The 15,526-nt window shown below is 50.6% G+C and carries 14 protein-coding genes; 6 read left to right on the forward strand and 8 right to left on the reverse strand.

All coding sequences use genetic code 11. From position 1 onward, the window contains the following. From ACO0K4_RS04290 to ACO0K4_RS04315, 6 genes are all read left to right on the forward strand, one after another. The gene (locus ACO0K4_RS04290; protein WP_422955353.1) at positions 1-1,440 is read left to right on the forward strand and encodes a M16 family metallopeptidase; all 1,440 of its coding nucleotides are present in this window, start codon (positions 1-3) and stop codon (positions 1,438-1,440) included. A gap of 207 nt (positions 1,441-1,647) precedes the next feature. Next, complete coding sequence (locus ACO0K4_RS04295) at positions 1,648-4,167, forward strand: prolyl oligopeptidase family serine peptidase (protein WP_422955354.1); 2,520 nt, start codon at positions 1,648-1,650, stop codon at positions 4,165-4,167. Positions 4,168-4,409: 242 nt separating this feature from the next. Next, complete coding sequence (locus tag ACO0K4_RS04300) at positions 4,410-4,904, forward strand: ANTAR domain-containing response regulator (RefSeq protein ID WP_422955355.1); 495 nt, start codon at positions 4,410-4,412, stop codon at positions 4,902-4,904. A 118-nt stretch (positions 4,905-5,022) separates the two neighbouring features. Then, complete coding sequence (locus tag ACO0K4_RS04305; RefSeq protein ID WP_422955356.1) at positions 5,023-6,429, forward strand: sensor histidine kinase; 1,407 nt, start codon at positions 5,023-5,025, stop codon at positions 6,427-6,429. 13 nt (positions 6,430-6,442) lie between these two features. Beyond that, on the forward strand, positions 6,443-7,198 hold the full coding sequence (locus ACO0K4_RS04310; RefSeq protein WP_422955357.1) for a LytR/AlgR family response regulator transcription factor: 756 nt from the start codon (positions 6,443-6,445) through the stop codon (positions 7,196-7,198). Positions 7,199-7,289: 91 nt separating this feature from the next. After that, on the forward strand, positions 7,290-7,817 hold the full coding sequence (locus tag ACO0K4_RS04315) for a GNAT family N-acetyltransferase (RefSeq protein ID WP_422955358.1): 528 nt from the start codon (positions 7,290-7,292) through the stop codon (positions 7,815-7,817). 81 nt (positions 7,818-7,898) lie between these two features. Here ACO0K4_RS04315 and lnt read toward each other — a convergent pair whose 3' ends face one another. The 8 genes from lnt to ACO0K4_RS04355 all read right to left on the reverse strand — a co-directional run bounded on the left by lnt (position 7,899) and on the right by ACO0K4_RS04355 (position 15,525). Beyond that, positions 7,899-9,458, reverse strand: coding sequence for an apolipoprotein N-acyltransferase (gene lnt, locus ACO0K4_RS04320; RefSeq protein ID WP_422955359.1), 1,560 nt, complete (start codon positions 9,456-9,458; stop codon positions 7,899-7,901). 51 nt (positions 9,459-9,509) lie between these two features. After that, on the reverse strand, positions 9,510-10,550 hold the full coding sequence (locus ACO0K4_RS04325; RefSeq protein ID WP_422955360.1) for a hypothetical protein: 1,041 nt from the start codon (positions 10,548-10,550) through the stop codon (positions 9,510-9,512). Between the two features lie 22 nt (positions 10,551-10,572). Next, on the reverse strand, positions 10,573-12,459 hold the full coding sequence (locus tag ACO0K4_RS04330) for a hypothetical protein (RefSeq protein ID WP_422955361.1): 1,887 nt from the start codon (positions 12,457-12,459) through the stop codon (positions 10,573-10,575). Positions 12,460-12,585: 126 nt separating this feature from the next. Further along, positions 12,586-13,053, reverse strand: coding sequence for a hypothetical protein (locus ACO0K4_RS04335; RefSeq protein WP_422955362.1), 468 nt, complete (start codon positions 13,051-13,053; stop codon positions 12,586-12,588). A 7-nt stretch (positions 13,054-13,060) separates the two neighbouring features. Further along, a complete protein-coding gene (locus ACO0K4_RS04340; RefSeq protein ID WP_422955363.1) occupies positions 13,061-13,384 on the reverse strand; it encodes a DUF192 domain-containing protein in 324 nt (107 codons plus the stop codon). Beyond that, complete coding sequence (locus tag ACO0K4_RS04345) at positions 13,384-14,109, reverse strand: TadE/TadG family type IV pilus assembly protein (protein WP_422955364.1); 726 nt, start codon at positions 14,107-14,109, stop codon at positions 13,384-13,386. The genes ACO0K4_RS04340 and ACO0K4_RS04345 overlap by 1 nt, the downstream gene beginning before the upstream one ends. Before the next feature lie 20 nt (positions 14,110-14,129). Then, positions 14,130-14,636, reverse strand: coding sequence for a tetratricopeptide repeat protein (locus ACO0K4_RS04350; protein WP_422955365.1), 507 nt, complete (start codon positions 14,634-14,636; stop codon positions 14,130-14,132). A gap of 10 nt (positions 14,637-14,646) precedes the next feature. After that, positions 14,647-15,525: a type II secretion system F family protein gene (locus ACO0K4_RS04355; protein ID WP_422955366.1), complete on the reverse strand. Its 879-nt coding sequence runs from the start codon at positions 15,523-15,525 to the stop codon at positions 14,647-14,649. Between the last annotated feature and the right edge of the window lies 1 nt (position 15,526).

Consider the following 15,526-nt stretch of genomic DNA (forward strand, 5'->3'; position numbering starts at 1 on the left):
ATGACTAATAAATTACTCAATATTCTGGTGCCGGGCATGACGTCCGTGATTTTGCTGAGTGCGGCGACTGTGATGACATCGGCCACTGCGGCTGATTTTCGCTTGCCGGCATTTGAAACCAGCAAACTGTCGAACGGTTTGACTGTCTATTTGATGGAACGCCATGATGTTCCCTTAATCGCAGTGCGCGCTGTAGTCAAAGCCGGCGCGGTCAGTGACGCACAGCAGAACGGTCTCGCCAACCTGACCGGAGATGCTTTGTTACTTGGCAGCGCCAGGTTTGATAAAAAAACGATCGATCAAAGTTTCGATTTTCGCGGAGCACGAATCAGCAGCGCGACCGGAGCAGAGTCAACGTCGCTGGTAGCGGATTTTGCCAAAGACGATGCTGCAGTGCTGATGCCGATTTTTGCGGATGTACTTCAGCACCCACAATTTGATGCGGAAGAATTTGGCAAACTGCGTGCGCGTACGGTCGATGGTCTCAAGCAAATGAAAGAGAGTCCGCGCAACGTTACACAGAACTATTTCCGCAGCATGTTGTTTGGCAACGGTGCCTATGCGAATGCCGGTAGCGGAACGGTGAATAGCGTCACCGCATTGCAAACCGCCGATGCACAACTATTCCATAAGAACTTCTATCGTCCTGATAATGCGGCACTCGTCGTGGTCGGTGATTTCAAGGCCACGGCAATGCGTGCGCAACTGGAAAACCTGTTTGGCAAATGGCAATCAGCAGGTACTCTGCCCAAGCCTGCCGACAATGGCAAAGTGCAGGCTGACAAAGCGCGGGTCTGGCTGGTGAATAAATCTGACGCGGTAGAAACGACTTTCCTGTTCGGTGGCGCAGGGATTGCCCGTAACGATCCTGACTATGTCCCGCTGCAAGTGCTGAACACGATTCTGGGCGGTCGGTTTACCTCCTGGTTAAACGACGAATTACGCGTTAATTCTGGCCTGACTTATGGCGCAAACAGTGCGTTTTCTCCGCTATCTCAGGCCGGAACGTTTGCCGTATCGAGTTTTACGGCCACGCCAAAAACCGAGGCGGCGCTGGCATTGGCCTACAAAACTTATCAGCGTCTGTGGAATAAAGGCGCTGATGCGGGCATTGATATAGCAACGCTGGATTCTGCCAAGGCCTATGTCAAAGGACAATATCCGCCACGCTTTGAAACCAACCAACAACTGTCTGGTTTGCTGAGTGAAATGTATGTTGCCAGAGTCGGTCGTGAACAGATCGACAATTTTATGCGCGACGTCGATAGTCTGACGCCAGAAAAAGCCAGACAATTAGTGGATAAGCACTTCCCTAAGGATAAGCTGCAATTATTATTAATCGGCAAGGCAGAAGCGATACGCGGTATTGCAGCGCAGTACGGCGAGGTCACTGAGCTGGATATTACGGCGAATGGTTTCGCACCGCCTGTGACAAAATAAAGGCATGTTAATGCGGCAGAATCTGACAGAGTTTTCCGCATTGACCCGTCTTGTTTTATGGTTCCGGTTGATCGGTTCGCCGGACCCAGTTTGCATCTAACCCGAATTAGATTCGAATCTAATTCGAATCTAATTCGAGCCTAAGGCGAGGTTAACAAAGGCAACGGCGGCAGCTCGCTGCCGTCTTTTCTTTTTCGAGGCATGATCATGATGGTTCCCACACCGATTCAATTATTTTTACCGCTGCTGACAGGCCTTAGTCTGTTGTTGCCCGCCTCAGCAAGCGCCGCCGAAAGTCCTGCCGTGAATACTACTTATCAGTTACCTGCCGCCGAATTACAAGCCGTAGTTGACGCGCCGCGTGGCCCGTCATTCCAGATGGGGCCGCAACGTAAAGTCGCCTTGCTGGTGAGCTTGCCTGGCTTGCCCGGGATTGCCGATGTTGCGCAACCGGAGCTAAAGCTGGCAGGTTTGCGCATTAACAGCAAACTCCGCACCGCCAGCCGTTTCGAGTTTGGTGACGGCATGTCCTTGCTGGATGTGGCTTCCGGCAAGATACGCACTATCACCGGGCTGCCTGCCAATCCGCGTATCGCCGATACTGCCTGGTCGGCAGACGAGCGCTGGATTGCGTTTAGTCGCTGGAGCGACACGGGTGTTGAGTTATGGTTGCTGGATGTAGACAAGGCCAGTGCACATCGCCTGATCAAAGAGCCTTTGAATGCCGTCGCGGGAGCCGGATTTAGCTGGCTGAACGGCCTTAGCCGTGCTGATAAAGCAGAAGCGCCACAAAAATTACTGGTACGTCTGAATCCGTTGAAGCAGGCTGCTGCCCCCGTCGCGCCCATCGCACCGGCTGGTCCGAATACGCAAGAAAGTCTGGGTGGCAAAGTCACGCAAAACCGTACCTATCCCGACATGCTGAAATCACCCGCTGACGCTGATCTGCTGGACTGGCAATTGCAAAGCCAGCTTGCCGTCGTCACGACTAAAGGCGAGGTGCAACGTATCGGTCAGGCCACGGTTTTGCTAGCGGCGCAATCTTCTCCGGATGGTAAATATATTCTGGCGACACAGCTGCGCCGTCCGTATTCCAACATGCTGCCGATTTCGCGTTTTCCGCAATTGGTTGAGATGTGGGATATGCAGGGGAAAAAACTGAAAACCATGACCGAGCGTCCATTACGTGATCGCCTGCCGCCGGGCAATGATGCGGTGCAGACCGGTCCGCGTAATTACGGCTGGCGCAGTGATCAGCCTGCTACCTTGTATTGGGCCGAGGCACAGGACGGAGGCGATCCGAATGTCGAGGCGACAATCCGCGACAGTCTGTTTCAGCAAGCCGCCCCGTTCGATGCAGCACCACAAAAATTACAAGATCTGGCAACACGTTTCGCGGATGTGGACTGGGGTCGGGATGATCTCGCTCTGGTGACAGAATTCTGGTGGAAGACCCGCGACCTCAAGACCTGGCGGATTTCGCCCGGATCGTCAGCACAGCAGGCACAGTCCACGCCGCCCGAGCTACTGTTTTCGCATAAATCTGAGGACCGTTACGCCGATCCCGGCAGTCCGTCCAAGCGTATCAATGAGTTTGGTCGTGCCGTGCTGCGTACGGCGGCGGATGGTCATAGCCTGTTCCTGATCGGTGCCGGTGCCAGTCCTGAGGGCGATCGTCCTTTCCTCGATAGCTTTGATATGAAGACCAGACAAAGCACGCGTCTGTGGCGCTCTGCCGCACCGTATTACGAGCATGTATTGACGGTATTGGATGATGCTGGCAAGCAGGTTATCACTAGCCGTGAAGCTAGCGATGAGCGGCCTAATTTTTACTTGCGCGATCTGACGGGTCATGCCGAGCTGCGCGCATTGACGCAGTTTCCGCATCCGACGCCGCAATTTAAAGGAGTGCAAAAACAGCAGATCAATTACACCCGCGCTGATGGCGTTGCTCTGTCGGCGACCTTGTATCTGCCACCTGGCTACGATCCCAAACGTGACGGCCCTAGACCCATGCTGATGTGGGCTTATCCGGAAGAGTTTAAATCTGCCGCAGCAGCAGGACAGGTCAAAGATTCGCCTTATAAATTTAACCGTATCAGTTACTGGGGGCCGCAAATTATGCTGGCGCGCGGTTACACGGTGCTCGATCATCCGGCAATGCCGATCGTCGGGGAAGGTAAACAAGAACCGAATGACACTTACCTGCCGCAACTGAAAATGGACGCCGAGGCTGCCGTCAACGAGGTCGTGCGTCTGGGCGTGGCGGACCGTAACAAGATCGCAATCGGCGGTCACAGCTACGGTGCGTTTATGACCGCGAATCTGCTGGCGCATACGCGCTTGTTCCGCGCCGGAATTGCCCGCTCAGGTGCCTACAACCGCAGCCTGACGCCCTTTGGTTTTCAATCCGAGGACAGAAATTTCTGGGAAGCGAAAGACGTATATCAGGCCATGGCACCATTCAATTTTGCGAATCAGATCAAAGACCCGATTTTGTTTATCCATGGCGAGCAGGATAATAATTCCGGGACCTTTCCTATCCAGAGCGAGCGCATGTATCAGGCTTTGCAAGGTCTGGGGGCAGTCACCAAACTGGTCATGCTGCCTAACGAGAGCCACGCTTACCGCGCGCGTGAATCGATTTTGCAGATGCTGTGGGAGCAGGATCGCTGGCTGGACAAGCATGTGAAAAACGCCCCACCACTAGTTGAGACAACAAAATAAGCATCAAGCCAGGTCTCAAACCTGGGCTGAAGCAGCGCTCCGGTGTGCTATCACCAGCTCAGGTTGTTACTATATGAGTGATGAATAGCGAAAAATAGGGGAGTATGTTGATTTCATCGTCGATTCCGCACTGTTTATATGCGGAATCGACGTGTTGTTATTGATACTCTACCCTAGTACCATTAATATCGTTGATCGATTTGTGTCTGGTACAAATTGGCACAAGTCGATGCTTTTCATTTATGATGTTTCTGACACCACAAATCCTATCTGCCATGCTAAAAGCGGTCATCCTAGATAATCAAGCGGTCGCACGTAATTTGCTGAGTTCGGTATTGACCAACGGCGGTCATGAAGTGATCGGTGACGGCAACATCAGCCCCGCATCCCTGGCGCGCATGGTCAAGCTCAGGCCTCAGGTAATTTGTGTTGATATCGGTGAAACCGATCAGGGTGGATTAAACGTACTCGATACCATCCGCGCGGAAATACCCAAGGCGCTAGTTTTTCTGGTCTCGGCAAAGATCGATGCGCAAACGCTGGAAGCCGCCAAGCAGCGCGGTGTTCAGGGTTTTATCGTGAAACCGTTTAACTCAGTCGCCGTCCTGACCTCGATCCGCAATACCATCATCCGCCTCGCCAAACAGCAAAGTACCAAGCCCGCTGATGAAACGGGTGGAACGGGAGGGGTAGCGGATAAGCTCAATAAACTGGATGAAAGCCCCGCCGCAGAATAAGTCCTCTGCTTCCGTCCCGACTTTGTGCAGGTTCATCCTGCCAGAGCAGATTTCATCGCATTCTTCCAACAGTCTCTTTCATTGCCTTACATTGGCAGCATCAACGTAAGGATTAGCCATGACAACGATTTTGCCCAATACTGATACTGAACGCCGTTTGCAAGACCAGCCCTTGCCCTCAGAAGTTTCGCTGCAAAGCGATACCTGGCTAACCCGTGCGCGTAACTATCCTGTGTTTTCCCGCACCTGGTATCGTTACCGCTCGCTGGCATGGTTTGGCGTGCTTGCACCGGCGCTGGTGGTGATTGCCGGTATCGCGTGGGTGCTGAGTTCCGATATGCGAAAGTTTTTGACGGTCGCGATTCCGACGACCTTGGGCTTTACCACCTTACATTTGCTCGGCACCGCCGGAGCGGTATGGGTCAGGCAAAAAGCCTATAAAGAAACCAAAGAAGCCATCCTGCTGATCGGCATCTTGTTACTCGGCGCTGCCGTGAGTTACGGCATATTTGACGGTACACGTTATCTCGCTAAATACATTTCTTATGGCGACGGCAATATCACCATCAGCATCGGCGCATCGTCAGGATCTGGTAGTAAATCGAAACATGCGGGCAATAAGCTGAATTCAGCATCAGCATCAGCATCAGCATCAGCATCAGCATCAGCATCAGCATCAGCGAGTGGTGGTCCGGCGACATCTTTAGATAGTAACGCCGATACCAAAGCCGAGACGGAAGACAAAGAAGAAGACCCCGCAGATGCCGGTGTGATGGTCGGTAAGTTCGTGAGTTTTGTCCTGATGGCGAGCGTCTTGCTCTATGTCGGTGGCGGCGTCGACTTCTGGCTATTTTTTCGTCAGCGTAAACGCCTGCTGGAAGCTTTGCAATTACAAGAGCTACAACTGGAGCAAAGTGCCAGGCGCGAGGCGGAATTGCGTTTATCGGTATTGGTTGCGCAGGTCGAGCCACATTTTTTATTCAATACGCTGGCAGGAGTGCGTTCGGCGATTTTGACCGAGCCTGCCCGTGCTACGGCGATCGTGGATCATCTGGTCGATTACTTGCGCGCCACGATTCCGCAGATGCGCAGCGACGGCAGCTCTGAGCAGGCGCGGCTGGCACAGCAGCTGGAGGCGGCGCGTGCGTATCTGGCGTTGATGCAAGCCAGGATTCCACGCCTGAGTTTTAGTGTGGAGTCTGATGTGAGCGATGCCGCCTTGCCGCCGCTTATGCTGATTTCGTTAGTCGAGAATGCGATCAAACATGGTATTGAACCCAAGATTGGCCCAGCCCATATCGCCGTCACAGCCCGCAGCATTATGCAGCAAGGCGAAGCGATGCTGGAACTGGTTGTCGCCGACGACGGCGTTGGTTTTGGCGGCTCGACTTCGGGCAGCGGCATTGGTCTTGCCAATATCCACGAGAGACTGAGCGCCATGTACGGCAAGCGTGCCGAACTGGTGCTGAAGGCCCGTGCCGAGGGCGGTGTTGCCGCGATTATTCGCCTACCTCTGACTCAATAAATAAGGACAGGTTATGACTACCGCTATCATTGCTGACGACGAAGATCTTCCGCGTAAAGAGCTGCGCCGTATGCTGGCCGAGATCTGGCCAGAGCTGGTGATTCTGGCTGAATGCGAGCACGGCGCTGATGCACTGGAAGCGATTCATCAACATGCACCGGATATCGCATTTCTCGATATCCGTATGCCCGGCATGTCGGGACTTGACGTTGCCCACGCCGTCAAAGGACGCTGCCATGCGGTATTTACCACGGCGTATGACAGCCATGCGCTGGATGCTTTTGCCGCCGGTGCTGTCGATTATTTATTAAAACCGGTTTCTGCTCCACGCTTAAAAGAGGCCGTGGCCCGCTTGCAAGAGCGCTTTGCCAGCAAACAGGTCGCCCCCGATGTCAGTCAGCTCATGCTGGAATTAGACAAGCGTCTGCGTGCCCCCGCGGCGGAGCGGATACGCTGGATCAGCGCCAGTGTCGGCGATACGATTAAGATGTTCCCGGTAGAGAAAATTCTCTTCTTCAGCTCGGACGAAAAATATACGCGCGTTGTCAGCACCGATGATGAAGCCCATGTACGCAAGCCCTTGAAAGAAATTGTCGATGGTTTGGATCCGGAATCGTTCTGGCAAATTCATCGCAGCGTCGTCGTACGCGCCGATGCGATCTCTAGGGCGCATCGGGATGAGATGGGTAAATACACCGTTGAATTACGTGGTTGCAGCGAAAAACTCAAAGTCAGTCAGGCCTATGCATGGCGCTTCAAGCCTATGTGAATTTGTGTCGTTGCCTTAATCCGGTTTTTCTCATAGACGGCATCATCTCCTTTAAAATTCCGGTTATATTTTTACTTAGAAATTAACTTACATGACCATACTCACTACTCAACGACTACGTCTGGAACCGATGACAGATGCGCATGCCGATGGTTTATTCGCGATGAACAGTGATCCTGAGGTGATGCGTTATATCACAGGCAAAGCAGATACCCGCGACGACACGCTCGCCATGATAGAGCGCGTCAAAGCACGCTGGCTGGAGTTCGGGTTTTCCTGGTGGAGCTTTGTCGAACTGGAGAGCGAGCAAATTATCGGCGCCGGCTGCATTCAGCATTTGGGCAGAGATCCGGCCAATCCTCTGGAGACCGGCTGGCGTTTGCGTCAGGATAAATGGGGTCAAGGCTTCGCATCAGAAGCAGCAGAGGCCATGGCAAGCTTTGCATTCGATACCCTCAAAGGCGACTTGCTCTGCGCTGTCTGCCATCAGGATAACAAGGCATCCGCTCACGTCATGAAAAAACTGGGTATGCAGTATCGCGGTATCGAACGATGGTACGAGATGGACACGGCGGTGTACGACATCACGCGTGCTGCCTGGAAGGCTCGCTCACATTAAGGTCTGTGTAAAGATAAAGAGACGTTGCTCTTTGTTGTTTAAACTTTTAACTACCAAGGTTACGCAAAGGTAAGACCGGAGCTATACGTTTTTCATTGCTTTCTTTGATTTTATTGACCGGAAAACTATATAACCCGTTAGTGACATAAAAAAGGTCAGTAAAGGGGTATTGCCATAACGCATAAATGGTGTCGACCCAGTAAACAATTGCACAGAGCCATCCAATACACCCGTCATATCCGCCGGCAATATATCGTGAATGATGCCATGCGTGTCGATGAGTGCGGTCATTCCTGTATTCGATCCTTGAATAAACCAACGCCCAGTTTCCAATGCGCGCATTCTAGCTGCCTGCAAGTGTTGAGCTGGTGCATAAGTTTCCGTGAACCAGCCAAAATTAGTGATATTTAATATTACTTCTGCATCTTGCGCCTTGCGTGCCATTGTTGTGTCAAATAAATCTTCAAAACAGATACTAAGGGCGACAATGGCACCTGGCAAAATTAATGGTTTCTGCATTTCTTCGCCTGGCACAAATGTCCCAAAATTTAAGTTCAACCGTTTTCCTATCCACTCGGCACCGCTTGGTATTGTTTCACCAAATGGTACGAGATGAAATTTATCATATCGGTAGTTGTAGGAATTCTCGGTAGCCTCTGGAGTGACTACGACGGCGCTGTTGGTGGTGTCGTCCGTTCCTCCGGATGAACCAGGTTTGGCGACTACTGTACCAATCACGATCGCCGTATTGCGGTCGCGTGCGATTTTTTTCCAAGTTGGCACCACGCTTTCTGGTAAAGAAAACCATTCAAAAGGTAAGGCCGTTTCAGGTAGTACAGTTAATTGAGCATTGCTATTGTTGGCTAAATTTCCGTACAGTGACAAGGCGCGATTGAAACCTTCTTGCGTAAATTTATCGTGCTGAGCCAGATTACCTTGTAACAGGCGAACAGATAAAGTACGACCCGTATCGTTGGTCCAGCTAATTGATTGCAGGTGTAAGCCTCCCATCCCAATACTTAAAATTACAAGGATGCAAAACGCCATTTTTTTCTTCCAGTTTTTCAGATCCCCCAGAATATTGGCGAATAAGGCAGCGACCAGTGCGTTTAAAAAACTCAGCCCAAATGCGCCGATTAGCGGTCCGAAACCAGCAAAAGGGCCGCTCACCTGCGCATAACCTGTTATAAGCCAAGGCATACCGCCAAACAGGCAGCCACGCAACCATTCCATGGATGTCCATACGACGGCAATCGCCGCACAATGTAATGTGGTTTCGGTAAGCTTAGTAGTTTGATTCCAGTGGTAATAACTTGACAGAGCTGTGGCTAGTGCCGGGAATAGGCTGAGATATAAAACCAGAATACTGGTTAAGAAAAATGAAAATACTAGACCACTTGCAGAATAGTGATTCAGTGCTGGTACCATCCACCAGAAACCCGAGGCAAACCAACCTAAACCAAAACTAAATCCGATTAAACTCGCTTGCCATACTGATGTCTCTGCTAGCAAAAGAAATAAACCCATCAGACAAAATGGTGAGAACCACCAGGCGTCCGACGGTGCAAAAGATAACGTCAGTGCAGTGCCAAACACGACTGCTAGTAGAATCTTTACCGACAGCCAGGACCAGTTATTCAAATTCTTTGAGTACGAGTACATAGGCTTATGCAAACTGGAAACACGGAAAAATCAAGCAAAGTTAAGGTGCTGCCGGTGCAAATTAGGGCGACGCCATACAATTGCCTCGGTATGGTAATGCATGAAGGTAAGCAGATAGATGATTGTTGCAAATAGCCAATGATGACTTGCCTGTAATAGGTAGGCGAGTGTGATAGAAATTGAAGGTAAGATCAGAAAAAAAGGTAATGGTAGGGATTGTGTAAGTCGGTATAAGTAGTTGTGCGGCGTGCACGCATTCCGGTTGCGGTCATGGTTGGCGTAGATTAAAAATGCTGTCAGATCGTGAATCACGCGTGGGATGATGACGATAAAAATCGTGTATCCGAAAACAAACGCAAAAAACACACTCCCTATCATTGCCACATTCGCCCATAGATAGCGTGCGCCGACGGGCGCAGTCACGGTCTTTAACAGAAAAAAAGAAGACCCGGTCAACAACAACAAACTGCTACCAGAAAAAATCACGCAAAGCGCATACGGATCATAACCGCCGATGGTGGCATCAGGAATATTCGCACCCACATACACTCCGGCATAGAGCAAAAAACCAGTGAGTAAGATCATCCACTTCCAGAACAGCATCAGGCGTGACGGGCGTAACATCGTGAAGCTTAACCCAATCTGTTGCGTCAGCAGATGGTAGATCGTATAGATGCCGAGCCAAGAGGGTACCAGAACACGCACTAGGGATGGTCCCAAAACGCCTGCCAGAGCAACCGTGCTATATAGGATTAGCGGTAGGATAAATTGCTTTCGGTAGTGCCGCAAATAGTCACTATCTACCATGGTCAGCGTGCCTGCCACCACGTGGGGCAAGCCAAAGATGATTACCCATAGTGGCCACTGCTCTGGCATAACTGGCAATATAGCGACACGTAGTATTTGCCCAAACACCCAATGATCAAGCACGATGGTAAGTACTGTAGCAGGAACAATTAGGTAGACTGCCAACAGCCAGCGTCGGTCAAGGCTCGCCATAACGGCGAGCCCGAGATATTGTGGCTGGACACAATCGCTGACGGAACCGCTTGTCTGCTTCTGCGTTAACATTTTCCAGTTGTGTCAGTGAGAATCAGGCGCTTGGGAAGGTCATGGTGATGACCAATGGAGTTACATTTCCATTGGGCGTGGTCACTTGAATTACGGCATTGCCTGTGGTGCGATTCGGACCGCCAACCACGCAGACGCCCGCACTTGGTTTCACAGGAATAAAGTGCACACTGCCTTGGTCGCCTGTCACGATACCGCCAACAAATTGAGGACTAATACTTGGAATGACTGACGGAAAAATATCGCTGACGTCCAGATTATCCAACGCGCCTGATGAAAGATTTGTCCCGCTAGGTAAAGGATTCAGGCGGCTATCGCTTAGACGTAGACGAACCGGCATAGAGCTGCAACCGTTATTGGTCAAGGCAATTGAGCCATTGACTGGGTAGGACGAGCCGTCTTCCAGAATCCGCGTGATGTTGGATGCAAAACTGCCACTCAGGAAAATCGCCAGTTTTCCGGTCAACGGTACATTGCTATTGTCAGAGGCAGACACGGTAATAGAGGCCAAACCTGCACGTTTTTGCGGTGCGGTTGCATCTGATGCATAGCGTGGGTTTTGGCTACGAAATACTGCCGTGCAACCACCGTTGACCGTCGTACATCCGCCACGATCGGAGCTGCCAATTGCACCGCTGTCGGTTTGGAATACAACAGCAGTTCCATCAGCAATAGGATTACCAAATTGATCGGCTAGCAAGATGTTCACATCTGTTTGCGTATTATCGTAATTGAAGCCTTCGATGTTATAGCTTTTTGCGCTCAATGAAAACGCGGCTTGTGTCGGTATGCCTGTCGTGACTGAAATGGTGTCGGAAATAGTAGACAAACCGTTTGGTAAAGTCGCCTGTACGCGCACAGCCGTTGGCTCAGTACCGGAATTGACTACGGTCACGACTTGGCCGGATGCGTCTGTGGTGTCAGACGTTTTATTCAGGGTGACTGCTTTGGTAGAAATCGTGTTGAAAGTGACTAGTTGATTCGCCAACGGATTACCAAACTGATCCAATACTTTAAATTTGATGATCGCTGTTTCTGTACGTCCGCTGGCACCCGCGCCTTTGATCACGATTGAGCGGTCGGCAGGCACGACGCTGTTAACTTCAATCGAAGCAATGTTAGGACTGCCGATCTGAAAATTAGTCGTGATAGATGCGTCGGTACCTGCCATTGAGGCTATCAGTGTGTCGTTCTGGGCGCAACCTTGATCACGATAAACGAATTGGGCGCGACCATTTATTGTCGTAACAGCGGTAGGTACTGTCGCTTTACCAATAGAACCGCACACAGACGTGATCGTAAGAGAAACAGGATCGGTCAGTAGCACGCCGTCGCTATATACATCCATCGTCACAACGGTTGAATCGTAGGCTTTTAGAACCATTGTATTCGTTGTAGGTGTCACCAGTTTCAGGGTGATTTTGCTTGCACCAACAGAGAAAACAACTTGCTGTAATACGGTCTTGTCACCGACCATCGCAACCGCTTTGAGCAAACCACCGCCCGCAGCACTCATTGATACCGGAGTTATTTTGACTCTTGCGATACCAGATGCATCGGTGGCGACCGTACCTGAAGAGGGAGAAAGCACTGCTAATGATGCATCTACATTAAATGCCACTAATGTATTCGAGACCGGCTGACCACGCTCATCCACTACCGTTGCTGATACAGACAAAGGCTTGGCACTAGTCATAGTGTTTGCAGGCAAACCATTCACATCTGTCAGAGTGAGTGTGACTTTAGGCGACTGTGAGCTTGTTGTAGGAACTCCCTGACCAGAATTGATTCCCGGAACCGTGCCCGCCGGGCCACTGCCGCCACCGCAAGCGACCAGTGCTAATGCGGTAATACTGGCCAGTACACTACGTATCACGACTAACTTGTTATTCAATGCATTCAATTTCATACACTTATCCAATAAAAAATCATTACTTGTTTTTTTGTAAAAGAGCGTTTGCTTTTTTTCGTTTAATTTTTTTCTTCTTGTCGCCGAAAATCGGATGGCAGATCAAGGACTAACTCGTTTGCTTCTTTATCGCATACCCCCGAGCTCGCGCTTCAGGGCTGCGATGTTTATCTGATGGCGATGCACGATATCTTCCGTCGCCCTCTGCGCCAAGGCTGTACTCAGAGCTTGCTCCTCAGACATTAATTCCTTGCGTAGAATGTCCTTACGTTCGACATCACGTTCCTTCTGGACTTCTGCACTGATGCGGGGGAAATTTGCTGCCACGTTTGTCACCGCACTGTTCACTGTGCTACCCGCTGCCCGAAGACTCACGGGCGGGATTGCATGCTGTGACAACCGCGCGTCTGTCATCTTGTCTGCAGCAGAACGAGCAGGTGTGTTGCTTACAATAGTGACGCCAGAACTGGCATCAACGTAGGTATAAATCGCCGCGTTTGCACTGATACAAAATAATGGCGGTATAAAAAACACCGCTGTAAACATTCTTGCGACATGGTGTAATGAGACTCGACGTTTTTTTTGTATATTCATGGTTACGTCACTTAATCAACTGCTGCCCAGGCTCTAAACCAAGGCGCTCGGCATTGCCACTGCTCAACTCAAGGCAGGAATGCGCGCGGCGTGCTACAGCAGCGCGCCAGGGGCGTAAACCGGGAACGATAGAAACGATAGTTCCGGCTTTGTCCAGAAATACGACGTCAATAGCAAACCGCATGAACCCCGTGTGTACGCTAGAACAGGGGGATAACCATAGTCCTTGATCCGTTGGAAGAGTGCGACGCCCCATCAAGCCAACCAGTCGTTGCCAGAAATGATGTGCGTGAATAACGTTCACGCCCTGTATGCAAATATTGGCTCTCATCAGAAATTGCTTTGTAAGGGCGGGGTCGTCATTCGGACAACTGCTTGGGAAATGATAGGAATTCCACGTAAATTATTTGGCGGTTTTCTGGCCATACATGCCAATTCGGCCGGCGAAAGAATTGCCGGTAGCTGAGTTAGCGGGTTAATTGTCATTGCCTTATAAATTAACTCGTCGATCACAGGAAATACCATTTCATAGCAATAACGCACCTGCACTTTCAGCAGCAGAGCATCGGCGCGGGTTTGATGTGACTTCGCACCCACTGCGTTATCGTTCAGAATATTGGTTGTTGGGATAATGCGGTTACCGCTCCTATCGGTGACCCCGAAATCGGCAAATGAGTTAGCCGTAGGATTAAGCTTGGTAATACTGTTATATGGCATAGAGACATCCGTTCTGGCACGTAGATAAGCAACACCCATGATTTGCGCATAATTACCATTGCTGACATCAGTAAACCCTGCGTTATTTAAAGCGCCTATCCCTTTTGCCACATACAGAGGAGACAAGGCCGTAGCGAAGGCTGTTGCCATTTCACCTTTATGCCCTTTAGATGCCGCGCCAGCGCGCGCTGTCGCCAGTGCGGCTAGGTTGACCGTATTTTTAGCGACCATGAACATGCCCATCTGCATCATTCCCATAATCACGGGAATGAGAACAAAAAATGACACAACATAGAACTCCACTGTGGCCGCTCCCAGTTGACGGCGAGCGGTGCTCATCCAGTAAAAGCGGCCAGCTCTCATTTGCTCACCGCTGCCGGTGTACTGGCGACGGGGCTCATTGTGTGGTCAACATCACGCAACAATGATTTGAGCGCGGCACGATTGGCTTCACTGACTTGGTCACTGTTGATTGCGGCAGTCGCTGCTGCGCGAAATTGGGTGATATGCACTAACGCTAAGTTCGCAAACGCCTTAGTCATATTCGGGTCAGCGCGCAGCGCCTGCTCAAACGCTTGTTGCGCGAGAATGGTTTGATTACTGCGGATGTACACCGTCCCTAACCGGAACCAGGCTGGCGCATTGTCTGGGTGTGCCGTCAGCACGCGCTTATACATCGCAATTGCACTGACCAAGTTATTCATCGTAATCGCTTGTTCCGCATTGGCGACTAACTGATCCATCTCTATACGCGACATGCTTTCATTTGGCGCAACTGATGCAGTTGGCGCTGTAACACACGCGGAGATCAAACCAGACGTCGCGACGACCGTTGCCGCCAACATAAATCGTTTTACTTTCAACATACAGTCTCACTCATTGAAATGCACTCATCATCTTCATCCCGATTGGGAAGCCGATTACGACGAAAGTGCAGGGAAAAATACATAAAATTAAAGGACCTAACATTTTTACCGGTGCTTCCATCGCCAATTTTTCAGCGCGTGAGAAACGTTCGTTGGTACGCTGGGTGGATTGCGCACGTAATACCGTTCCTAGGCTGGCACCGGTTTTTTCTGCTTGTACCAATGCACTCGTTAGTGATGTCACCGCAGGGATATCTAAACGCTCTTCCAGCGTGCGTAAGGCGTCTACCCGGGTACGCCCAGAACGTATCTCGCGCAACAAACGGGCAAATGCACGACGTAAAGGATTATCAGGCGTTTTTTCAACACCGATGGCAATGCCGACAGTGAGATTACATCCGGATTCAACCGCCAGGGTTAACATGTCCAGGAAGCTCGGTAGATTTTTCAGGATTTGAATTTCTACCGTTTTGGTCTGATCGCGTAACCAGATTTCCAGATAAAAAAATCCAAATAAACTGCCGACTAAAGGCACTGTCATACTGCGCGCCCCGACCCACAAGCCCATCAGAAACATGAATCCGCCTATCAGCAAAGCAAAAACAATCTTTGCAGCAAACCATTGCTGTGGCGACAGCGCATAATCCAACTCAACCTTACGTAAGCGCCGGATGGTTTTTTCGCGATACTCAACGGACAAATAAGGCCCAACATAGAAGGTGACGATTTCAATCAAAGGCCAAATGCGATTTAGTAACGGTGGTGGCTTATCTGCGTATGTCCGGTCTTCGCTTTTGACTGCGTTGACGATACGATATACGAACAAAATAATCGATACCACTGCCAAGGCAAACAAGGCGGGTAAAAGGAATTCAATTATGGTTGTCATG

Origin of the sequence: Undibacterium sp. RuTC16W (assembly GCF_049339445.1) — a bacterium.
Lineage (GTDB): Bacteria > Pseudomonadota > Gammaproteobacteria > Burkholderiales > Burkholderiaceae_D > Undibacterium.